20 protein-coding genes are annotated in these 20,970 nt (G+C 56.0%); 8 read left to right on the top strand and 12 right to left on the bottom strand.

Features of this window, described 5'->3' with window-relative positions:
• The 3 genes from rsbW to VN24_RS15230 all read left to right on the top strand — a co-directional run bounded on the left by rsbW (position 1) and on the right by VN24_RS15230 (position 2,813).
• The gene (gene rsbW, locus VN24_RS15240) at positions 1-462 is read left to right on the top strand and encodes an anti-sigma B factor RsbW (RefSeq protein WP_045671092.1); all 462 of its coding nucleotides are present in this window, start codon (positions 1-3) and stop codon (positions 460-462) included.
• The gene (locus tag VN24_RS15235) at positions 459-1,241 is read left to right on the top strand and encodes a sigma-70 family RNA polymerase sigma factor (RefSeq protein WP_045671091.1); all 783 of its coding nucleotides are present in this window, start codon (positions 459-461) and stop codon (positions 1,239-1,241) included. The genes rsbW and VN24_RS15235 overlap by 4 nt, the downstream gene beginning before the upstream one ends.
• Positions 1,242-1,388: 147 nt before the next feature.
• Complete coding sequence (locus VN24_RS15230) at positions 1,389-2,813, top strand: CorA family divalent cation transporter (RefSeq protein WP_045671090.1); 1,425 nt, start codon at positions 1,389-1,391, stop codon at positions 2,811-2,813.
• Positions 2,814-2,893: 80 nt separating this feature from the next.
• Here the strand turns inward: VN24_RS15230 and VN24_RS15225 are convergent, their stop codons facing one another.
• The 4 genes from VN24_RS15225 to VN24_RS15205 all read right to left on the bottom strand — a co-directional run bounded on the left by VN24_RS15225 (position 2,894) and on the right by VN24_RS15205 (position 7,893).
• A complete protein-coding gene (locus tag VN24_RS15225; protein ID WP_045671089.1) occupies positions 2,894-4,066 on the bottom strand; it encodes a PP2C family protein-serine/threonine phosphatase in 1,173 nt (390 codons plus the stop codon).
• A gap of 200 nt (positions 4,067-4,266) precedes the next feature.
• Entirely contained in the window at positions 4,267-4,833 is a 567-nt protein-coding gene (locus VN24_RS26390; RefSeq protein WP_052702981.1) for a DUF948 domain-containing protein, read from the bottom strand.
• 567 nt (positions 4,834-5,400) lie between these two features.
• On the bottom strand, positions 5,401-6,870 hold the full coding sequence (locus tag VN24_RS15210) for an MDR family MFS transporter (RefSeq protein WP_420798631.1): 1,470 nt from the start codon (positions 6,868-6,870) through the stop codon (positions 5,401-5,403).
• A 453-nt stretch (positions 6,871-7,323) separates the two neighbouring features.
• Positions 7,324-7,893, bottom strand: a complete 570-nt coding sequence (locus tag VN24_RS15205) for an NUDIX domain-containing protein (RefSeq protein ID WP_045671086.1) — start codon at positions 7,891-7,893, stop codon at positions 7,324-7,326.
• Between the two features lie 244 nt (positions 7,894-8,137).
• Here VN24_RS15205 and VN24_RS26385 point away from each other — a divergent pair, with 244 nt between their 5' ends.
• On the top strand, positions 8,138-10,126 hold the full coding sequence (locus tag VN24_RS26385; protein WP_052702980.1) for a bifunctional ADP-dependent NAD(P)H-hydrate dehydratase/NAD(P)H-hydrate epimerase: 1,989 nt from the start codon (positions 8,138-8,140) through the stop codon (positions 10,124-10,126).
• Positions 10,127-10,763: 637 nt separating this feature from the next.
• Here the strand turns inward: VN24_RS26385 and VN24_RS15185 are convergent.
• From VN24_RS15185 to VN24_RS15175, 3 genes are read right to left on the bottom strand one after another with little or no spacing between them, the layout of a single operon-like run.
• Positions 10,764-11,300, bottom strand: a complete 537-nt coding sequence (locus tag VN24_RS15185; RefSeq protein ID WP_238590932.1) for a GNAT family N-acetyltransferase — start codon at positions 11,298-11,300, stop codon at positions 10,764-10,766.
• A 55-nt stretch (positions 11,301-11,355) separates the two neighbouring features.
• Positions 11,356-11,559 carry a type II toxin-antitoxin system antitoxin gene (locus VN24_RS15180; RefSeq protein WP_045671084.1) on the bottom strand — a complete coding sequence of 68 codons (204 nt, stop codon included), beginning with the start codon at positions 11,557-11,559 and terminating at the stop codon, positions 11,356-11,358.
• A 14-nt stretch (positions 11,560-11,573) separates the two neighbouring features.
• The gene (locus VN24_RS15175) at positions 11,574-12,446 is read right to left on the bottom strand and encodes an SPFH domain-containing protein (RefSeq protein ID WP_045671083.1); all 873 of its coding nucleotides are present in this window, start codon (positions 12,444-12,446) and stop codon (positions 11,574-11,576) included.
• 154 nt (positions 12,447-12,600) lie between these two features.
• Between VN24_RS15175 and VN24_RS15170 the strand changes: the two genes are divergently transcribed.
• The 3 genes from VN24_RS15170 (at position 12,601) to VN24_RS15160 (ending at position 16,742) form a co-directional block, all read left to right on the top strand.
• Positions 12,601-13,431: a lipase family protein gene (locus VN24_RS15170; protein WP_238590703.1), complete on the top strand. Its 831-nt coding sequence runs from the start codon at positions 12,601-12,603 to the stop codon at positions 13,429-13,431.
• 411 nt (positions 13,432-13,842) lie between these two features.
• The gene (locus tag VN24_RS15165) at positions 13,843-14,076 is read left to right on the top strand and encodes a hypothetical protein (RefSeq protein WP_148505253.1); all 234 of its coding nucleotides are present in this window, start codon (positions 13,843-13,845) and stop codon (positions 14,074-14,076) included.
• A 356-nt stretch (positions 14,077-14,432) separates the two neighbouring features.
• On the top strand, positions 14,433-16,742 hold the full coding sequence (locus VN24_RS15160; protein ID WP_045673339.1) for a cyclic di-GMP-binding domain-containing protein, MshE-related: 2,310 nt from the start codon (positions 14,433-14,435) through the stop codon (positions 16,740-16,742).
• A gap of 27 nt (positions 16,743-16,769) precedes the next feature.
• Here VN24_RS15160 and VN24_RS15155 read toward each other — a convergent pair whose 3' ends face one another.
• On the bottom strand, positions 16,770-17,363 hold the full coding sequence (locus VN24_RS15155) for a TetR/AcrR family transcriptional regulator (RefSeq protein ID WP_045671081.1): 594 nt from the start codon (positions 17,361-17,363) through the stop codon (positions 16,770-16,772).
• Positions 17,364-17,459: 96 nt separating this feature from the next.
• On the opposite strand from VN24_RS15155, the gene VN24_RS15150 reads away from it, so the two are divergent.
• Positions 17,460-18,023: a hypothetical protein gene (locus VN24_RS15150; RefSeq protein ID WP_045673338.1), complete on the top strand. Its 564-nt coding sequence runs from the start codon at positions 17,460-17,462 to the stop codon at positions 18,021-18,023.
• Positions 18,024-18,147: 124 nt separating this feature from the next.
• Here the strand turns inward: VN24_RS15150 and trhA are convergent, their stop codons facing one another.
• The 4 genes from trhA to VN24_RS15130 all read right to left on the bottom strand — a co-directional run bounded on the left by trhA (position 18,148) and on the right by VN24_RS15130 (position 20,750).
• Positions 18,148-18,798: a PAQR family membrane homeostasis protein TrhA gene (gene trhA / locus VN24_RS15145; protein ID WP_045671080.1), complete on the bottom strand. Its 651-nt coding sequence runs from the start codon at positions 18,796-18,798 to the stop codon at positions 18,148-18,150.
• A 75-nt stretch (positions 18,799-18,873) separates the two neighbouring features.
• A complete protein-coding gene (locus VN24_RS15140; RefSeq protein ID WP_045671079.1) occupies positions 18,874-19,209 on the bottom strand; it encodes a hypothetical protein in 336 nt (111 codons plus the stop codon).
• A complete protein-coding gene (locus tag VN24_RS15135) occupies positions 19,206-19,940 on the bottom strand; it encodes a pirin family protein (RefSeq protein WP_045671078.1) in 735 nt (244 codons plus the stop codon). Before VN24_RS15135 ends, VN24_RS15140 begins: the two co-directional genes overlap by 4 nt.
• Before the next feature lie 105 nt (positions 19,941-20,045).
• On the bottom strand, positions 20,046-20,750 hold the full coding sequence (locus VN24_RS15130; RefSeq protein ID WP_238590701.1) for a hypothetical protein: 705 nt from the start codon (positions 20,748-20,750) through the stop codon (positions 20,046-20,048).
• Between the last annotated feature and the right edge of the window lie 220 nt (positions 20,751-20,970).

Raw genomic sequence — 20,970 nt, 5'->3', positions numbered from 1 at the left:
ATGAATGCAAACGAAGATCAGGTAACATTGCGGGTGCCTGCGAAGGCGGAATATTTGGATTTGATTCGTCTAACCTTATATGGGATTGCCAGCAAAATCGGATTCACCTATGAAGACATTGAAGATATGAAAGTGGCCGTATCGGAAGCATGCAACAACGTCGTGCTGTACGCATACTCGGCCTCCGGCAATGCCGCAAACACCGGGGAAATGGAAATCCGGTTTGTGAAGCAGCAGGATACGCTGTCTATCGTCGTCAAGGACGAGGGCGCAAGCTTTGACGCAGCGGCGGCGGCGCAAAGGGCCGAGCCGCTTCACGGCAAGTCAATCAGCGATATACAGGCGGGGGGCTTGGGCCTGTTCTTAATGCAGGCGTTAATGGATCAGGTGGAGGTGCGCAGCGAACTCGGCACGGAGGTTGTTTTAACGAAACGCCTAATGAAAAGTGGGGAGATGGCATGACCATGCAGCCGGCTAGGCAATCGCCTCAGGCGGGCACAGCCCTGATTCTGGAATACCAGAGCAACCCCAATAACGAAACAGCCACCCTCCTGATTGAGCTATATGAGCCAATGGTAAAGATGGCTTCCGGTAAAATCGCCCGGAACCGGCCCGATCTGTATGAAGATCTATATCAGGTCGGCCAGATGGCGCTGCTGCGGCTGTTTGCCCAGTTTGACGCCAGCATGGGCGTTCAGTTCGAACCTTATGCCATGAAGAGCATCATCGGCCATATGAAAAATTATTTGCGCGATAAATCGTGGTACATTCAAGTTCCCCGGCGCATCAAGGAAAAAGGCATTGCCGTCCAGCAAGCGATCGACGAGCTTACCGTCAGTTTGGAACGGTCTCCCAAAGTCGAGGAGATAGCCGAGAAAATGGATCTGACCGTTGAGGAAACGCTTGAAATTCTCGGCGGACGCGATCTGTATCATTATATTTCCCTCGATACGCCGATTTCCGAAGACGAGAGCACGACGACTCTCGGCGAGCTTATCGGATCGCAGGCGGACGATTTCGATTCCGTCGACAAGAAGATGGATTTGCAGGCCGCCTTGTCCCAATTGAAACCCGAAGAACAGCAGGTGCTGGAGCTCGCCTTCGAGGAAGGCATCCCGCAGCGTTTGATCGCCGACCGCTTGGGCGTATCGCAAATGAGCATTTCGCGCATCCAGCGGCGGGCGATCGAGAAGCTGAAACGGCTTCTCTCCGAGGACGGACATCTTTACGATGAGTCATAAGCCGTTTATGTACCAATCGAAGTATAATCGAGACTGCCGCATCCGGCCCGGATGCGGCAGTTTGTTCAAGATCCGTCCGCAGGTTATACTTGTTACGGGTTATCTAAATAGGAATTAATGTATGCTGCCTGTCAGGAGGAACTGTCTATGGTTCATCGGATGTTCCGTTATGCCGCCGGCTGGGAATGGCATCTGCTGCTGGAAGAACGGGATATTACGGTACCGGTCGACCTTCCGAGCCGCAAAGATAAATACCGCCGTGCAGCGGCGGCCAAACAACGCGCCGCAGCGGAAGAACGCACGGTGCAGTCTCACCCGCACCGCCTCTCTTTGCCGCCGGAGCAGCTGCGCGACATCCGGCAGATTGTTCCGGAATGCGCAGCCTGGCTGGAGACCGTCATCGGCAGCGAAAACAATGCCGTGTCGGTAGGACGCCTGGAGGATGGAGAACCGGTTATGTTCGGCACGCTCATGATTCAACTGTCGGATCAGAAGGTTGATATGCAGCCGCTGCATTACTGGGTTCATGCTTCCAGGCTCGTCACCGTGCCGGCCGACTACCGCCTCGCCCTTAGGCTGCAGCAGTCGCCTTGGAAAGAAATGTTTGAGCAGTGCGGCACTGCTGCCGAAGCATTCACGGTGCTGCTTGCCGTCGTGCTGGAGACGTTTCATGCCGGGCTTGATCAGTTCGGAATCCGCCTCGCCCGGCTTCAAGTCTCGATGCATTTCAACAGCCGGACGGATCCGGCGCCTGTTATTTTTGAATACAGGCACGAGCTGCTGCATTGGAACCGTCTGTATACGCCGGTATGTGAAATTCAGAACGCCGCCAAAGAGGCGTTCTTGGAGCAGCTGACGGAAACGGAAAGCTTCAAACGGCTCGCCTTTAAGCTGGAACGAATCGGATCGCTTCTAGCCCGGCATGCTGACGTAATCGACACGCTGATCGCGATGGACGATACAATGGCCGGCTTTAGAGGCGCCGACCGTTTGAGCAGCAATAAGCTTACCGGCGTTACGCTGCTGCTGATTCCCGCTGCCGTCGCGGGCACAATATGGGGGCTTAACTACAGACGCCTTGCATTGTCCGATCAGCCGTGGGGCTTTGCCGTGATGTGCGCGCTCGTCTTCACGCTTACTTTTATGATGCATCGATGGATTTGGCCGGCTGAAGGCAGCTTTCGGAACAGGCCGGCAAGACGCAAGCCTGCTGCGGATTCGGCCAAACTGCCAGCATCAGCTAAGGCAAGACCCGCCCGTTCCGCAAGCGCAAAAGTCGCAGCGAAGCATGCACGCAGCAGTCCGCCTGCAAAGGGACGGCGCAGCAGCCGCCCTTACCCGGGAACACTGCCCGCTCCTGAGAACGCTCGCGGGGCGGCTGTACCTGGGAGCGATGCTGAAGCCTCTCCTGAGAAGGTTCAAGGGGCTGTACCTGGGAGCGATCTCGAGGTCTCTCCCAGTAACGCTCCGGGTGCACCGGCTCCTGCCTCGCTCGAAAGGTCCGGGAGCGGTACATCGCTTCCAGCCGGACGTTCACGGCTGAAAGACGATACCCGGATAAACCGCACTTAATCGTTCCGTTACCGCAACCAAGGCCCGGAAGCTGTCTGATCAACGACAGTTCCGGGCCTTGCGGTTAATGAAAGTTGCGATTATTTTATTCCCACCCATATTAAACAGCGGTCGTCCGGCCTGCCGAGAAGTTCCTCCGTGGCGAAAAATACGCTTTCCCATTGCTCTGGCGGCAGTGCTTCTTCTCCCCCTTGCGCAAGCCGCTCCAGAAGCTTGTCAAGGCGCTCCTCATCGGGAGCGTTTAGCAGATCGAGCAGGCCGTCGGTAATGAGGACGATGCAATCGCCGGGTGCAATATCGACTTCATGCTTCGTAAACGTCACGTTCTCGAACATGCCGACTGCCGTTCCACCGCCAAGCAGGGTTTGCGCTCCGTTCGTATTGCAGCCCCGCAGCAGCATTCCCGGCGGATGCCCCGCATTGACGTATTCCGCGACGCCTTTGTCGATGTCGACGATCATATAAAGCGCCGTAAAATAGTATTGAATCAGCTGATCGGCAAACTGCAGCTGGAGCGCACGCCGGTTCAGCTCCTCCATCACGAGCACGGGATCAACCAGCTTGATCATTGCATCCTTAAGTACCGATGCGATAAACATGCAGACCAGCGAAGAAGAAATGCCGTGACCCATCGCATCGATTACGGCGACTCCATACCGGTTCCGGTCTATTCGGTGCCAGGCATACAGATCGCCCGACAATTCTTCCGATGGCTTATAGATGGCATCAATCGTGATGCTGTCGTTATCCAGCTTATGCGGCAGGGCGGCGGACTGCACTTCCTTGGCCAGCTGCAGCTCCTCGCGGATTCGGCGGTCGCGTTCTTTGTGCCAGTCTTTCTCCTGCTTGAGCCGCAGCGCCACCCGGATCCGGGCCAGCAGTTCAATCCGGTTAATCGGCTTCGTTACGTAATCAATCGCGCCGGCATCGAGCGCTTCGGCCAGCTTCTTGGAATCACCCATTGCCGTAACCATAATGATCGGAATATCCCGCAGCCTTTCGGACTGCTGAATGGCTCTGCAGACCGCAATTCCGTCGATGCGCGGCATCATCATATCCAGCAGGATCAGGTCCACATCCGGTTCGATGCCGTCCCGGCCGAGCGGATCGTCTCCCTGCTCATCCAATCCCAATAATTCAAATAGTTCCATCCCCGACGACGATGCCCGGATATCACGATACCCCGCTCTTTTCAGCATTTCTTGAACAACCGTGATGTTCATCGCATTATCGTCGACAACCACTATACGCATTATTCATCTCCCCAAAAAACTGTGCAGCCGCAGCCATGCATTCGCTGCCGCGCGGCATCTTATCGTGCTGTCAGCTGCGTTTACCGCTGCTGGCCGTTACTTCAATCCTTTATTATCCTAGCCGAGCGTTTACCTTCTGTCCAGTTCTCGTTTTCGTACACCTGCAAAACGGCGCTTGATTGTGTTTCCGGCTCCCGCTTCTATGCCCGGTTCTTGCTCTGACGAATCAGCTTGAGAGCCTGCACCCCGACATCGAGCCATTCCATCCACGACGCCGAGCCGGCCGGCTCCGGCGAAGCCGTTACGCCCGCGGGACGTTCGCCCGTTGCGGCAATGCCCGGTTTAACGGGAACAGCGGTACCCGCATACGCGGCTCCCGCGTTTTTAGCCGATAAGGATGCCCTGTTTTCCGCATCTGCAACCGCTGCGGCTTCACGGGCTTTGCGTCGCAGCTTCATCGTCCAGCCGGTCGAGAACTCGCGCGCCGCCGCCGCAACCTCATGAACGGTTTGTCCGACTTCGCGGACGGAGGCCATCAGCGGGTCGACTGCGTCGATCTGATGATTGACCTGTTTGGTCAAATCTTTGACGCTGACGACGAGATCGTCGACGTCTCCCTTCCACTCTTTTATCGCGCTTTGAACTTCTTTAATGGCGCCGCTTGCCGCTTCAAGAGACGCCTGCGCTTTTTTGAGCGTCTGAACGAGGAATACAACAAGCACCGCAACGGCAATGGCAATAATAAGAACGCTTATTTCTAGCAACATTCATGCTTCCTCCCTTTACTTGTCAACTATATTTTCCTTTCCCTTCTTTACCCCCGCTTAATCCCTTCGAATCAATGCAGCCGCTTAGCGGACTGCCAATATTTTCTGTCTGTTTGATACTTGATGCATCGGGTTAATACAGCCTCAATAACGGGCAGGCAGTAACGTTCAGGCGGCTGCCTGTCACACAAGACACGCCTAACGGCGCTGCCGGATAAGCCGCAGCCCGGGCGGAAATCAAAGAAAGGGTGAGCTTCATGTTGAAATTGGCGGCTATAATATTGATTATCGCTATCGTCGCGGTTATTTTCGCTGTCGTAAAGCGCAGCGGCCGGCGTCGCTAAAGTGCGGAAATTTGATGCGGGCGTTTGCGGGCGTTTGCGGGCGTTTGCGGGCGTTTGCGGGCGTTTGCGGGCGTTTGCGGGCGTTTGCGGGCGTTTGCGATCGATTCGAGTTCCGGCTCGGCTGCGAAAAAAGGAACGGACAGATGAAAAAAAGCTGCGGAGTCGATTCCGCAGCTTTTTTTCATCTGTCCGTAACAGTGTTAGGAGACACTAGTCCCGGATCCTAATGAGAATCGTGGCGGGCTATTACCGCCTTTTGCTCCTCATCCGGAGCTTGGGCCTTCTTAATGAACAGCCCGATCGCCAGCGCCGCGATAGCGGCAAACATTGCGGCAAAAAATGCGTTGTGCATGCCGGCGATCAGCCCGTTGACCAATTCCGCAGGCGAGTTTGGATCGCTGGAGGTCTTCATATAGGCTTTCGTTCCGGCGCTCATAATGCTGATGAACAAAGCGGTACCGATGGCGCCGGCCACTTGCTGCAGGGTGTTCAATATCGCCGTGCCGTGCGGATACAGATGACGCGGCAGCTCGTTCAGGCCCGTCGTCTGCGCCGGCATCATCACCATTGAAATACCGATCAGCAGCATAATGTGCAGCGCAATAATCATTCCCGTTCCGGTCGTCGCCGAAATGCCGCTGAAGAGCCAGATGGAAACCGCCATGAGGGCAAGACCCGGGATGACGAGGACTCGCGGTCCGAATTTATCGAACAGCTTCCCCGACACCGGCGCCAGCAGCCCGTTAATGACGCCGCCGGGCAGCAGGATAAGACCAGTCGCGAGCGCCGTTTTGCCGAGCGCGTTTTGCAAAAACAGCGGCAGCAGAATCATCGTCGAGAACAACGTCATCATGACGATCAGCAGAAGCACGGTCACGAGCGTGAACAGCGAATATTTAAACACCCGCAGTTCAAGCAGCGGCTCTTTCACTGCAAGCTGCCTCCAGATGAACAGCACGAGAGCGATGCCGCCCACAATGAGCGAGAAGGTGACGATACTATCCGACCAGGACGTTTCGCCTGCTCTGCTGAAGGCATACACCATGCCGCCGAAGCCGATCGTCGACAAAACAATGGATAACAGATCCACTTTCGGTTTCGTCAGATCGGAAACGTTCTTTAAATAAATTGCTGCGAAAAGGATGGAAAACGCGGTCAGCGGTATAACGAGAAAGAACAGCCAGCGCCAATTCAAGCTCTGAATAATGAGCCCCGAGATGGTCGGCCCGATTGCCGGCGCGGACATGATGACGAGTCCGATCATTCCCATCGCCGCGCCCCGCTTCTCCGGCGGATAAATAATGAGAATCGTGTTCATAAGCACCGGAATCAAAAGTCCGGTTCCGAGCGCCTGGGCGACCCTTCCGATCAACAGGAAGGAAAAGACCGGTGCAACCCCGCACAAGATCGTGCCGGCAAGAAACAGCCCCATCGCGGTCAAAAACATCTGTCTGGTCGTAAACCACTGCTGCAGCAGCGCCGTAATCGGGACCAGAATGCCGATAACGAGCATATACGCCGTCGACAGCCACTGGATCGTCGCGACCGATACGCCGAACTCGACCATTAAGTCGGGAAAAGCGATGTTCAGCAGCGTTTCGTTCAAAATCGCGACGAAACATCCGATAATAAGCGCGGCGACAATCGGTCCTCTACGGATTCCACTCACATCCACTGCGCCTTGCGTCTCTATACTTGCGGAATTCAAGCTTTTTTCCTCCTTCGAAAAACATCGTGATCTGGCATACCTTTACAGAGTTTACCAGTTGGTTACCCGTCTGTCAAAAGGTTATTTCTGCCTTTCAAACACCCTTATTCATCCATTTCCCATAATCCTGATGATCCATACGGGTGAACTCCAAGTCGTCGCTTTCGGACTTTGGCCGGGGTGCGGCTGCAAGTAAAGACGGCCCAAACCGGCTTTGCGGTTACGGCGGACAAATCTTGAACACCTTTCGATCACGGTCTCACCTTCTTTCGAGTTCTTTGTTCCCGTGGTTCGTCTGTTTTGTTAGAATGATTATACCAAACAAATGTTCTTATTGTAAGAGGGATTTTGATAAAAAAAGGCCGCAATATATCTCACCTCCAAAAAAGGATGGGAGTATTGTCGAGGCATGTTGTTATTCGTGTTAGTGCTGTTCGTTCATTTCGTTTGAAGCCGGAACAAGCCCAAGCCGTTGAGCGGCACAACCGGATCGGTATCGATCTGCAGCCCTTCCCCACTCTCGTCTCCGGCCGCTACGTCCGCAAGCCAGCGGGTAAACGGGGCAACGTTCATCGTCTCCATTTCCTCCAGGCTAAAAAATCCCGCAGCGTCGACCTCCAAGCCGTCCGCAACCGGCTCTCCCTCCACGTAATCCATCGCAAATGCGATGTAAAGGTTATGAATGGCGCGGGGAAGATCCCGGATTGCCACGACACTGCGGACGGTTGCCCGTACACCCGTTTCCTCCAGCACCTCGCGGCACACCGTTTCGCCGATCGGCTCTAGCTGTTCGATGTAACCGCCGGGATTGGTCCAGTAGCCCTTGCCCGGATTTTGCGCTCTGCGCACAAGCAGCAGCTTGCCTTCTTTCTTCACAAGCGCGCCGACGCCGACGCTGTAGTTCCCCCAATGCACGTATGTGCAGTCCGGACAAGCTCTGCGCATCGTTCCGTCCACATCACGTTCGATCATGACTTGTCCGCATAACAGACAATGTTTCGCTTCCATAGTCTCCACCCTTGCTGATAAACGACTCAACGTTTATTTTCTATTTTTACTATTATAATAGAGGAATTTCGTTTTGGGTATCGGATTGCCGGGGAGATGCAGCGGGTTATAATCAAGGGAGAGACCTTGAGGAGGAAAAGCGGGCGGCAGCCTGAATCCAATCGTTCGCTTCTTCCGGCGCGCCGGGGCAAAGCATGAAGGCTGGCAGAATAGATGCGATGCGAAATCGAAAGGGTGGGACGAAATGGAACTGGTATCAGCTGAAACGATCCGGGAAATGGAGCGGGAGACGATTGAATCTATCGGAATTCCGGCGAACGTGCTGATGGAAACTGCAGGACGTGCACTGGCGGAAGCGGTGTACCGTCTGCATAACGGAATGGAGCTGACCGGCCCTTATGCCTCGCTGCTGCCGGGCTGCGAGAAGGCGCTTGCCAGGGCGGAGCAGAGCCGGAAAAAAGACGGCGGAAGCGGGGGCAGGGAAGCGGGCGGCGAAACGAAGCCTTGGGCGATACTTGTCGGCAAAGGCAGCAACGGCGGGGACGGGCTCGTCGCCGCCCGGCATTTGGCGGAGCGCGGCATCGGCGCACACGTCGTGTACGCCGTGCCGCCGGAGCAGCTGTGCGGCGAAGCGGCGCGCGAAGCCGCCATCGCCGAACGGCTCGGGCTGCCGGCCGTCGTATACCGGCCGGGAGCGGTCGATTGGAGCGGCATGGGCGGCATCGTGGACGCCCTGCTCGGCACCGGGTCGAGCGGCGGCGCTCCGCGCGAGCCGCTGGCGGCGCTAATCCGCGAAGCGAACGCGAGCGGATTGCCGGTTGTGGCCGCGGACATTCCGAGCGGCCTTCATCCGGACACGGGTCAAACCGCCGACCCGTGCATCAATGCTGCGGCCACCGTTACCTTTGCGCTGCCGAAGCTGGGCCTCGCGCAGTTTCCCGGCGCAGCCCGTGCGGGAGCGGTGCTGGTAGCACCGATCGGCATTGCGGCGCGGGCGGCGCAGCAATGCGGGCAGCCATCCGTCTGGATGCTGTCTCCTGAAGTGCTGCGTTCGCGGCTCGAAGCAGATCCCGGCGGCGGGCGGCCTGAAGACAGCCACAAAGGCACATACGGCCACGTGCTGGCGGCCGCCGGCTCCCGGGCGATGAGCGGCGCGGGGCTGCTGTGCGCCGTCTCCGCCCTGCGCTCCGGCGCCGGACTTGTCACATGGGCCGTGCCGGAGCGGCTAGCCGATTCGCTCATCGGCGTCCGCCCGGAGCTGATGTTGAAGCCGCTCGACGATTCCGGCACCGGGGAATGGGCGGACGTCGATCCGCACTCGCTCGCCCGGCTGGCGGTAGGACGCGATGCGCTTGTAATCGGTCCTGGGTTCGGAAGGCTAACAAAAGGACAGGATCCGCATATAAGCGCCACCGGCTTCGGCAGGCTGGCGAATGGACAAGATTCGCCTATGAGCGGACCAGGCTTCGGCAGTACGCCGTACGGCGAGGCCGGGAGATCGGCCGCCGAAGCCGCTTCCGCAGGACGCAGCGCTACAAGCGCGGCCGGGCCGATCAGCGCCAGTGCGGGCGCCGGTTCTGCGGGTCGCAGCGGCACAGGCGCGGCCGGGCCGATCGGCGCCAATGCGGGCGCCAGTTCTGCGGGCGCTGAAGGCGCCGGCACCGAGGCCGGCGGTGTGACCGATCGCAGCGGTCCGCCGTCCGGCGAAGCGGACGATTACGTCCGGCGGGGCTGGCTGCGGCGGCTGTGGGACGCGCTGCCGCAGGATCTGCCGCTTGTCGTGGATGCCGACGCGCTCAACCATATCGCCGAAGCGGGCGATTTTGCCGCTTGGCCGCGGCGCCGGGGCGGCATCGTCTTTACGCCCCATCCCGGGGAAATGGCGCGCCTGTGCGGCATCTCTACGCCCGAAGTACAGCGCGACCGCATTGCAATCGCCCGGGATTATGCCGTCCGGCACGGCGTGACGCTCGTGCTGAAAGGGGCGCGCACCGTCATCGCCCTGCCTGACGGCACCATCTACGTGAACCCGACCGGCAACCCCGGCATGGCAACGGGCGGTACCGGCGATGTGCTCGCCGGCCTCATCGCCGGCCTGCTTGCCCAAGGTCATTCCGCCGCGGCAGCCGCAGCGCTCGGCGTCTATCGGCACGGCGCCGCCGGCGACCAGGCGGCGGCGCGGCGCGTTTCACCGGCCTCCATGCTGGCCGGCGATCTGCTGGACGAGCTGTAGCCGCCGTCATCCTCCTTCTAGCGCCATTTTGCAAGTGGCTCTCCCGCAAGGGTGAAGGCAAAGAGAAAGTTCTATCGTATGAACAAAAGAACCAATGAGGCTGTCTCATAAGTATTCGCATGATTGAGCTAGCCCTAAATTGGACACAAAAGGACCTCCAGTTTCGCTGGCAAAGTGAAGTCGGAGGTCCTTTCCTCGCTATACCTGCGATTGTGCAGGTTTTACCGATCGAAATCGTATGTCTGGAGGGAAAACCTGCGATGCTGCAGGAATTCCCAGCTTTTATCGTCTTAACGAGAGATGGGGTCGGCAAAAAAAGTATATTTGCAGGAATTTTATCGTAGTCGAAAAATAAAACGAAAAAAGATGTACGAACGCATGTATTTCAAAAATTATCCCTTCGTCCAGCGATAAAAAAAGAACGAACCGGCCAAGGATAGCCCCTTGATCGGTTCGTTTACGCTTTTGAAGCAGAAGGGCTTGAAATACGACTAAAACCCTACTTATGGGACAGCCCCTTAAACTGGTCGATAATTCGTAAAGAGTGGGGCTTTTATTGTAAGTGTTGGGCATTAAATGAGATCGATATTGGGTTATTACTCCTGGGGCTGCATATAATGAGTCTTTAACTCCAAAGTTAGGGTAGCCTATTACTTTTATCGCCTGACTTGCTCTTGAGGATTGAATAAACATAGGTATCGTGTGCTTTGCCATTTTGATACATATAATCCCTTAGAACCCCTTCTTTTTGAAATCCAACTTTAGTAAGTAAATTATTAGATGCTTCATTATCTATAAAAACGACAGCTCCTATACGAGTAAGACCTAATTCATCAAATCCATATTGGAGGACTTTTAATACTGCTTCAGAGGTATAACCTTTTCTCCATTGTTCGGGATGAATTTCGTAACCTATTTCTGCTCGTTTATGTTTAGGGGACCAGGCATTAAATCCAATTATTCCTAGAGTTCCTTTTCTTTCGATCCCCCACCGCATCCCCCTTTTTTCTTTGTAAATTGTGGAAAAAAATTCAACGAATGCTTCAGCTTGTTCTACATTCTCTAACGTCTCTTGACCGTAATAGCGTGTTACACTCTCATTAGAAAAACAATCGAAAATGCCTTCTGCATCATCTTTTGTAATTTCTCTTAATCGTAATCTTTCTGTTTTCAGTTAAGGGAACATTTTTCTCTCCCCCTTCATTCGTGACAAGTCCGGCAAACGGGCTTTATTCCTTCTCTTCCCCGTCGGAAGACGCCTCCGGCCTCGCCAAGCGTCGGCCCGGCAATCGGCCGGATTTCTGCAGCGCTTCGCGCAGCAGAAATTCGATATGCGAGTTTACGCTGCGGAACTCATCTGCGGCCCATTTCTCCAGCGCCCGATGCAGCTCTACGTCAAGCCGCAGCGGAAATGCTTTTCGCTCTTTGGCCATATCATCAGTCCGCCTTAATTATAGAGAGTGCCCGCATTAATAACGGGAGTGGTGCCCCGCTCGGAGACGATCGCCACCATTAAATTGTTGACCATCGCAGCGCGGCGCTCGTCGTCAAGCTCAATGCCGCGCTCAGCCAGCTGCGTCAAAGCCGATTCCACCATGCCTACGGCGCCCTCGACGATTTTCTGGCGAGCCGACACGATCGCCGCCGCCTGCTGGCGCTGCAGCATCGCACCCGCAATTTCGGGCGCATAAGCAAGATGCGTCAGCCTCGTTTCCAGCACCTGCACGCCTGCGACAGACAGCCGGTTTTGCAGCTCGGCCATCAGCTGTGCGGCCACTTCATCCCCATTGCCCCGCAGCGACAGCGTCTGATCCTCGTCGTACGCATCGTACGGATAATAGGCCGCAATATGACGGATCGCCGTCTCGCTCTGAATTTCCACAAACTTCTCGTAATTGTCCACGTCGAACGAAGCGCGAGCGGTGTCGGTCACTTTGAATACGACGACCGCGGCGATTTCGACCGGGTTTCCGGCTGCATCGTTAACCTTCAGCTTCTGGCTGTTGAAGTTGCGCACTTTGAGCGATACGCGCGATTTGACCGTGAACGGCAGTACGAGCCACAAGCCGCTTTCCAGCACGGTGCCCATATAAGAGCCGAAAAACGTAATGACTTTCGCCTGGTTAGGCTGCACGACCGTCAGCGAAGAGAGCGCAACGATGACCAGGACCGATAAAACAACGCCGATTGTTACCCATACCGCTCCCGGCCCGTCGCCCGAACCTGCGGCTATAAAGGATACCACCGCGCCGGCAAACATAATAAAAGAAAGCAATAGTACGAGAAAACCGTTAACATGCCAAGCCTTGCGTTCCTGCATGACCTCACCCCATCTTAATATCTTTTTGATACTATTATGATATCACTTTTGGAATAAAATGCAACCCCATTCTCCTTGAGACACTTTCGCCTATGGACACATACAATGTAAGGCGGAGCAGGCTTTCTTTAATCCGGGGAAACGGAGGGCAACGATGAAAAAATTATGGACGCAGGACAAAAGCGCGGCGGTCCCGATGAATATCCGGACGGCTTTGTTTTTGGCGGCGGTATGCAGCCAAAGCTATATGCAGCTGCTGGGTGGCGGCTTGTTTCTCGTACCGGAGGGCTATCGCATGGTCGGCGCTTTTCAATCGGCAGGGTTTGACGGCAAGCCGGCCGATTTCGGCTTTGTTCTGGAATCGGAGCAGGCGGCCGTACTGGCTTTCCGCGGCACGAATTCGGTTTCGGACTGGGTGTCGGACTTTATGGCGGACCAAGTGGACTTTACTTTTGTCCCGGGCGGCGGCTTGACGCACCGCGGCTTCACCTCGCTCTATTCGGGCGCCCGCAAGCAAACGATGGAGCTGCTCCGGAAGCTTCCTTCTTCCAAGCCGCTGTTCGTTACGGGACACAGCCTCGGAGGAGCGCTCGCGACGCTTGCCGCTCTTGATATTTCGGCGAATACGGGTCTCTCAGCTCCGATGGTGTACACCTTCGGCTCCCCGCGCGTCGGGGACCCGGTGTTCGTGCGCGCCTTCAATCGCGCGATTCCCGTCAGTTTCCGGATCGAGAACGAAAATGACATCGTCCCCCATCTTCCCCCTATCGTTTACCGGGATCCGAAAGCGAAGAAGCTGTACTTTTATATGCATGTCAAAAATGAAATCAAACGCAGCTTCTCATCCGGGGGCGTGTCAGGCAATCATGTGATCGGAAGCTACTTTGCCGACCTGGCGCGTGAAGATCCCGATTTCGCCGCGGCGATGTGCGGCGTGCCTCCCGGCTGGTGCCCCGCTTGGAACGCGCCGTCCGTTCATTCGTGAGCAAAGGCCGCATGCCGTTTAACGGAACAGCCGTTTTTACGCGACAAATTTGTTGTCGAATTTTGTCCTTAAAGCTTTTACAACGGCCGCTTCGTCAAGTAAAATAAAGATGCTTCCCTCTGGCAATGAAAGGTTCTTTCTATGAATGATTACGTTTTTTTGACTTAAAGGCGAAAGAGGCGCGGACTTCGGCATGAAGTTCCCGGCTCGTCCTACGAGACATACTTTGAATTCGCTTTCAGAAAGCGGTTCCTGCACGATCGTTTGACGAAGGCGTATGTCTTGAAGAAGTAAGCGCAAGCGCTTTTTATGCGAATAAAGTTTTATCAATCGGAGCATGAAGAAGGCCGAGCAGCCGGACGGTCGGCAGGAAACAGCGTTCCGGCCAAATGATAAGGGGTTTGATTGATCGTGAGACGTTTACCGCGTGCCAAGCTGTGGTTTGGTTACCGCCCCTCCCAAGTGGAAAGACAGCTCAATGCGCTGCAGAGCGAACGGGAACAAGTGGAACAGCAGATGGAAGACGAACGGCGGAAAGCGGAAGCGCTTATCGCCGCCAAACGGCTCTATAACGCCGAGCTGCAGCAGCAGTTAAACGAACTGCTGGCAGCCGAGCGTGCCGGAAACAGCCGGAGGCTTTCATGAATAGAAAGCTTTTTTGGCAGTGGCAAGGGGTTGACTTTCAATATGCGAACCGGCTTATTGCTGATTATGAAAGTTTATTGGTGCTGAAAAAGGGGCAGCTGGCGGAGCAGCGGGCCCGCTTCGAGCGCGAGCTGGGCCTGCTCGATGCCGAAAGCGAGGAGCTTGCGGGACGCATCCGCCGGATCCGGGAACAGCAAAGCGGCGGAGAGCATGCGAAGCAAAGCGGACAAGCGTCCCCGGATTCGATCGGCCCGGGCGGCGAGCCGCCGCCGCTTGCTGTAGCCGCAGACGGCGGCGGCTTCAGCCAAGGCCCTCGGTGGGATGACGCCGAACAAGCGGAAGTGAAGCCGCTAAAAATGCGCATCCAGTGGCGCGGCGTCCGCTTCCGGTATACGCGGCGCCTGCTGCAGGAAGAGCGTCGGCTGCTTGCGCAAACGCGGGAGCTGCTGCTTCAGCAGCGGGAGCGCTTCAAACAGGAACAATTGCTGGCCGATTCCGAAACCGGGCAGCTTAAGCGCCGGATCGAGGAGTCGTATGAGCGCCTGTACCTGCAAATGATGCCGGCCGAAGAACCGGAAGAAGCGCACACCTCCGGCCGGATGGGCGATATATTGGTCAGCCAGGGCGTCATCAGCCGCTCGCAGCTGGAAGCGGCCATCGCTTCGCAGGTACGGTACGGCGGCAGACTCGGCGATATTTTGATCGATATGGGCTTTGCCGATTCGGAATCGCTGCAGCAGTTTGCCTCCGGCCCGCCCTGCCGCAGCATGCTCGGCGATCTGCTCGTTTCCGCCAATGTCATTACGCAGGAACAGCTGGAGCAGGCGCTGGAGTTCCAGCGCAACAGCGGCGGCCGCATCGGCGATATTTTGCTTTCCTTGAAGATGGTCGAGCCTGAAATCTTGTACCGGTTCATCGCCATCCAGTTCCAGCTCGGACGGATCGGCAAAGATATTACGCCAACCTCCACGCTCAAGCTGCCCGAAAGGCTGGCTCGTTCCTATGAGGCCGTCGTCGTACACCAGTATGTGAACCGGTTTCTCGTCGCGGTCAGCGCGCCGCTGCAGGAGGAGCAGGCGCGCCATATCGAGTCGCTGCTCGGCATGCCGATCGAACAAGTGCTGGCGACCAAGGATGAGATGGAAACGTTCTGGGCGGACGTCTACGGCTCGGAGATGATGCATGAGAGCACGTTGAAGCTGTCGGTGGAGCAGCCGCACAACTCGGCGCATACGACGTTTACGAAGCCGCAGATCATTTTTTTCGCCGTCTCCACACTGCTCTTCATTACCGGGCTCATCGCCAGCTTCTGGAGAACGATCCTGCTTGCCAATATCGCGGTCCAGCTGTTTTATTTTTCGATGTCGGTATTCAAATTTATGATCATTATCCTCGGCTCGCGCCGCGGTTCGCAGTTCCGCTTCACGCCAGAGGAAGTGGCGGCCGTCGACGAACGCGAGCTGCCGATCTATACCATTCTCGTCCCGATGTACAAGGAGGCACAGGTGCTACCTCACCTTCTGGCCAACATCGAATCGCTCGATTATCCGAAGTCGAAGCTTGATGTGCGGATTTTGATCGAAGAGGACGATACGGAAATGCGGGACATGCTGAAGGTGATGAAGCTTCCGGCTTATTATACGGTGCTGATTCTTCCCGACAGTCTGCCGAAGACGAAGCCGAAAGCGTGCAATTTCGGACTGATCCGGGCGCGCGGGGAATATGTCGTCATTTTCGACGCGGAGGATCGGCCCGATCCCGACCAGCTCAAAAAAGTGTTTCTGACGTTCCGCAGCTGTCCGGACAATTTCGCCTGCATCCAGGCGAAGCTGAATTACTTCAACAGCGAACAGAATCTGCTGACGCGCTGGTTCACGCAGGAGTACAGCATGTGGTTCGAGCTGCTGCTGCCGGGCATCATGAAGCTCGACGTTCCGATCCCGCTTGGCGGCACCTCCAACCATTTCAAAATGTCGGTGCTCAAGCAGATGGGAGCGTGGGATCCGTACAACGTGACGGAGGACGCCGATCTGGGCGTCAGGCTGTACAAGCACGGCTACAAAACCGCCATCGTCGATTCGCGCACGTGGGAGGAAGCGAACAGCCGCTTTTTCAATTGGATCCGGCAGCGGTCGCGTTGGATTAAAGGATATATGCAAACGTGGCTTGTCCATATGCGCAATCCGCTGCGGCTGGCGAGGGAGCTTGGCTTGAAAGGCTTTCTCGGCTTTCAGGTGATGGTGCTGGCAACGCCGGTCATTCCGCTGCTCAATCCGCTGTTTTGGCTGATGGTTGTGCTGTGGTACGGCTGGAAGCTGGAATTTATTCCGCTGTTTTTCCCCGGTTATATTTATTACTTTGCCGCCACCGAGCTGTTTATCGCAAACTTCCTGTTTGTGTTCAGCAACATTGCCGGCGTGTACTGGGTCATTGCGGATTTGAAAAAGAAAAACCAGCATTTTATGAACTACTCGCTCGTCAAATACGCGCTGCTCACGCCGCTTTACTGGGTCATGATGAGCATCTCCGCTTACAAAGCGGCATGGCAGCTCATCACCAAGCCTTTTTATTGGGAAAAGACCATTCACGGCTTGGACAACACGCCCCCGCCCGGTGCGGGAACCGCAGCCGAAGCAAACGGGTCCCCTTCGGGAACAAGCATGTGAACGAAGGCTATTTTCCGGCCCTCCGCCTCAGTTCTTGAAAAGACGGTTCAAATGATGGGAGACGATGCGCATCAAGTCATCTTCCCGAACCCGTTCCGGGAAAGTCGCGCGATGTACGGCCAGTCCGTCCACGAGCGCATGCAGCTCCTTCGTCTCCTGCTCGGCGTCGATGCCGTCCTTGGCCAGCTTATTCAAGATCAGGCTGTCGATCATTCTCCGAAACCCATTATAGAGCTCGTCGTGCATTTCCAGGCTCATCTTGCGAATTGCCGGATCGGAGATCGCCTTACCGGCAAAAGCGAGCCATAATTCGGCCTCGGCCAAGCGCTGCTCGTCCAGCGGCAGCAACTGCGCGATAATCATCTCGATGTCGCGACGGGCGTCCCCGGTAAACGGCAGTTGTTCGATCCGCTCGTTGACCCGCTGCGAAACAAGCCGCATGGAGAAAGCAAGCAGCTCGGCATGGGTGTCAAAATAATGACGCAGCGATCCGAGAGACATCCCCGCCTCATCGGCCACGCGACGCACGGAGAGGCCCTCCAAGCCTTCCCTTCGGATGACCCGCCAAGCCGCTTCCGCCAATTGTTCCTTACGTTTTTGATGATTTACGATTTTCGGCATAGTTTTATTATATCATCGTTGTTTTTTAGCACAACTGTGTTATAATAATTCTGTTTTTATAATACAATTGTACTAAAAAAGGAGTTGGAGTTGCTTGTGATCCCCGCCCTTATCGCAGGTTGCGAAATCGCATTTTGGGGGTTCGTGCTGGCCGGATTGGCGAGTCGATACCTTCTGAAGTTGAACAAGACGGGAATTGTACTGCTTTCCTGTACCCCGGCTGTCGATATGATCCTGCTCGCAGCAACAGTCGCCGATTTGCAGCGCGGCGCGGAAGCCGGTTTCGCTCACGGTCTGGCGGCCGTTTATATCGGAATTTCGATCGCTTTCGGTCACCGGATGATCCGATGGGCGGATATCCGCTTCGCGCACCGATTCGCCTCAGGACCCGCCCCGGCGAAAAAGGTTAAATTCGGCAAGGAACACGCCCGGAATGAACGGCGTGCCTGGTTTCTGCACCTGCTCTCGTGGGCGATCGGGTGCGCGCTGCTGTACGGCATCATCCTATGGGTGGACGAGAACAGCCGGACAGATGCTTTGCTGCAGGTGATCCGTTTGTGGTCCATCGTGCTGTCCATCGATTTTCTGATTAGCTTCAGCTATACGTTATGGCCGCGTCAATCCAAGGAAACCTCTGCGCCGGGCCGCAATAACAGATAGCTTGGCCCGGTCGACTGCAATAACCAGTGAACCCGTTCGCTTACTTGCAACATTCGCGGACAGAGAAGCCGTTATTCGTTCCTTGACCAGCCAATTTGTGAAGATCCGGCTTTTTTTCAGACCGTTATGATCGTCCGGGCAGCACGTACAGCAGGATCGCAAAGAAATGGACGACTGAACCGCCGAGGACAAACAAATGCCAGACGGCATGATGAAACCGGAAGCTCCGCCACATATAGAAGACCGTGCCGAACGTGTACAGCAGGCCTCCGCTAATAAGCAGCTTCAATCCTCCCGGAGCGAGATGCTCCGTCAGCGGCTCCCAGGCGAAAACAACGGCCCATCCCATCGCAATGTACAGCAGCGTGGAAGTGAACAGAAACTTCGAGGCAAAAAACGATTTGAATACAACGCCGGCGGCGGTCAATCCCCAAATGACGCCGAACAGCGTCCACCCTAGCGTGCCCTGTACGATGTGCAGCAGAATCGGCGTGTACGTGCCCGCGATAAACACATAAATGAACGAATGATCGAGCACTTCAAACACCCGCTTCGCTTTCCCTTCCGGAAAGCTGTGCACGAGCGTCGAAGCAGCATACAGCAACAGCATTGCCGTGCCGTAAACCGTGAAGGTGACGACGTGCAGCGCCGTTCCTCTTTCCGCTGAAAACACGATCAACAGCACAAGCGCAGCGATGCTGAGCGCGGCGCCGACCCCGTGCGTAATTGCATTGGCGGCTTCCTCGCGTTTCGTAAACGTATACGTATCGGCCATCTGTTACCTCCTTGACGAGCTTTATATTGCCTTCGGCTCGGTCTTCATTCCGATTTGACTTTCCCGTTTACTATTTTACACCCGTTCATTCGTATAAGCGACCTTGGAATCGAGCTCGAACACGGCCGTTCCGGTGGCACGGTCATAGCGGAACAGCGGCTCGTCCAGATCGTACAGCCAATATTTTTGGATCGCCGCAGATTCATCCAGAGCGGTTACGAAGTGGAAAAAATTAAGCTGGCCGATATTATCCCCGATAAAAGCCGCGTCGGCGGCGCTCATGCCGTACACCGTAATGGTCCACCCCCGGCCCGCTTCCTCCAGCTCAAAACGGTGCCCGCTCTCCGCCGTGTCGAGCAACGCCCTTCCGATGACCAGCTTGATCAGCAGCCTCGTCTTTGTCCCGCTCATACGGCACGCTCCCCTCCGGCCGCGGCGGCCGTCATATCGATCAGCAGCAGACGCGCTCCGCCGCTCCCGCCGCCCAGCACAAGCTCCGTCCGGCTGCGGATGCGCGCCGTATCGCCTGCGGCCAGCGTGTATCCTTCCTGCGGCAGCGTGAGCTCCCCTTGAATGACGAACAAATACATCAGCCGCCCCGGCTCCTGACGATGAACAAGCGCCGCGCCTTCCTCCAGATCGGATAAATAAAGCGTAGCGTCCTGGTGTATATGGGCGACGCCCGGACCGGAATTGCGCGACACGACCGGCAGCAGGTTGTTGCGCAGCTTGTGGATGTCGAAGGTCGTCGTTTCATAAGAAGCCGGAAGCTTGCGCGTTTCGGGATGAAACCAGATTTGCAGCAGATGCGATTCTTCCGTCTCGTCAGGATTCATTTCCGAATGGACGATTCCCGTCCCCGCGCTCATCCGCTGTACGCCGCCGAACGTCGTAACCGCCGTATGGCCGCTGCTGTCCTCATGCTTCAGCCGGCCGCCAAGCGCCACCGTTACAATTTCCATTTCGCGGTGCGGATGAGCGCCGAACCCGCGCCCGCCCGCAATCCGGTCTTCATTGAACACGCACAGCGGACCGAAGCTGCGGTTGCTCTCCTCGTAATAATCCGCGAACGAAAAACTGGAATAGCTTTCAACCCAGCCCACATCGCGGTGAAACCGCTCTTCGCTGCGAATAATATCCATCTTTCACCCGTCCCCTTTCATCCGGTTCGACTCCCTCTCCCAGGGCGGCCGTTTTTTTAACTTACAAAAAAATTGTTTCTATATTATTTTCAGTTTAACGCATTGTTACCATCCTTTCAACCAGCTGCGGATGCCATCGATCGTTTTATCAAGGTTGCATATGGACTGCGCATCCACATAAGGCGCGGTGTGCCGGAAATAGTTCGCATGGCCGCCGATAACGGGAATGCCTTTCACGAATCCCGGCGCGTATTTGCGCTGGTTCCAACGCGGCAGCGAGCGCTTTCCCGCGCTCCAGCCGCCCCAGCTGCCGATCCGGCTGATCGGATCGCTCAGGCGTCCGCTGTCGTCCACCGCGTGAAAGTAGGCGACCCGCTCCCGCAGAAGCGGTTCGATTGGGATTTTCGGAGATCCGATTTGCACGATGCGGATGTCCGTATTTTCAAGCGCGCCCTGCCGCTGCAGCATCCGTACCGCCTGGTAAGCCGCCACCCCTCCCCCGCTGTGTCCGATGATGAGCACCTGCCCTTCTGCGCGGGAAGTGCGGATCGCTTCGGCAGCCGCCCTGCCTCCTATTCGCCATGGGAGGAGCCAGCTGTTAAAATCGCTCCGCACCTCCCACAACTGCCGCCACAGATTGCGCGTATAGTCGCCATATGGAAACAGCACATGTATCGTGGTCTGCCTGCCGTCCTGCGCAAACAGATTTTCCAGTTTTTTTCGGCACTCAAAAAAGGCAGACAACGTAGTCTTCACGCCCGCCAGCAAGTAAATGTGCAGCAGCCTGTTTGGCGCCGTCGTCATTGTCATTTTCTCCAACCCCCATCATCAGTTCGGTTCCAACCGTTTCTTGGATATGTATATCATGTCTCAATGACGGCATTAGCATAAGTTTCTATTTCTATCGTATCAAAAAAATGGCGGGAATGCCGCACCCGGGCGTCACGGCTCCTTTGTTTGCATGATCTGGGCGAAGGGAAACGAAAGCGTTTGTCGAAGTAGTTAAGCAGCCGCGTGATGTCGGATTTAT

Origin of the sequence: Paenibacillus beijingensis (genome assembly GCF_000961095.1) — a bacterium.
In the GTDB taxonomy this organism is placed as follows: Bacteria; Bacillota; Bacilli; order Paenibacillales; family Paenibacillaceae; genus Paenibacillus_O; species Paenibacillus_O beijingensis.
The sequence above is the reverse complement of the archived record's forward strand: the minus strand, read 5'-3'. Positions and strand labels throughout refer to the sequence as shown.

What these genes read in the sequence shown, in the direction of transcription:
- rsbW (WP_045671092.1), top strand. Translation starts at nt 1, where the DNA reads ATGAATGCAAACGAAGATCAGGTAACATTGCGGGTGCCTGCGAAGGCG.
- VN24_RS15235 (WP_045671091.1), top strand. Translation starts at nt 459, where the DNA reads ATGACCATGCAGCCGGCTAGGCAATCGCCTCAGGCGGGCACAGCCCTG.
- VN24_RS15230 (WP_045671090.1), top strand. Translation starts at nt 1,389, where the DNA reads ATGGTTCATCGGATGTTCCGTTATGCCGCCGGCTGGGAATGGCATCTG.
- VN24_RS15225 (WP_045671089.1), bottom strand. Translation starts at nt 4,066, where the DNA reads ATGCGTATAGTGGTTGTCGACGATAATGCGATGAACATCACGGTTGTT.
- VN24_RS26390 (WP_052702981.1), bottom strand. Translation starts at nt 4,833, where the DNA reads ATGTTGCTAGAAATAAGCGTTCTTATTATTGCCATTGCCGTTGCGGTG.
- VN24_RS15205 (WP_045671086.1), bottom strand. Translation starts at nt 7,893, where the DNA reads ATGGAAGCGAAACATTGTCTGTTATGCGGACAAGTCATGATCGAACGT.
- VN24_RS26385 (WP_052702980.1), top strand. Translation starts at nt 8,138, where the DNA reads ATGGAACTGGTATCAGCTGAAACGATCCGGGAAATGGAGCGGGAGACG.
- VN24_RS15180 (WP_045671084.1), bottom strand. Translation starts at nt 11,559, where the DNA reads ATGGCCAAAGAGCGAAAAGCATTTCCGCTGCGGCTTGACGTAGAGCTG.
- VN24_RS15175 (WP_045671083.1), bottom strand. Translation starts at nt 12,446, where the DNA reads ATGCAGGAACGCAAGGCTTGGCATGTTAACGGTTTTCTCGTACTATTG.
- VN24_RS15170 (WP_238590703.1), top strand. Translation starts at nt 12,601, where the DNA reads ATGAAAAAATTATGGACGCAGGACAAAAGCGCGGCGGTCCCGATGAAT.
- VN24_RS15160 (WP_045673339.1), top strand. Translation starts at nt 14,433, where the DNA reads ATGCGCATCCAGTGGCGCGGCGTCCGCTTCCGGTATACGCGGCGCCTG.
- VN24_RS15155 (WP_045671081.1), bottom strand. Translation starts at nt 17,363, where the DNA reads ATGCCGAAAATCGTAAATCATCAAAAACGTAAGGAACAATTGGCGGAA.
- trhA (WP_045671080.1), bottom strand. Translation starts at nt 18,798, where the DNA reads ATGGCCGATACGTATACGTTTACGAAACGCGAGGAAGCCGCCAATGCA.
- VN24_RS15140 (WP_045671079.1), bottom strand. Translation starts at nt 19,209, where the DNA reads ATGAGCGGGACAAAGACGAGGCTGCTGATCAAGCTGGTCATCGGAAGG.
- VN24_RS15135 (WP_045671078.1), bottom strand. Translation starts at nt 19,940, where the DNA reads ATGGATATTATTCGCAGCGAAGAGCGGTTTCACCGCGATGTGGGCTGG.
- VN24_RS15130 (WP_238590701.1), bottom strand. Translation starts at nt 20,750, where the DNA reads ATGACAATGACGACGGCGCCAAACAGGCTGCTGCACATTTACTTGCTG.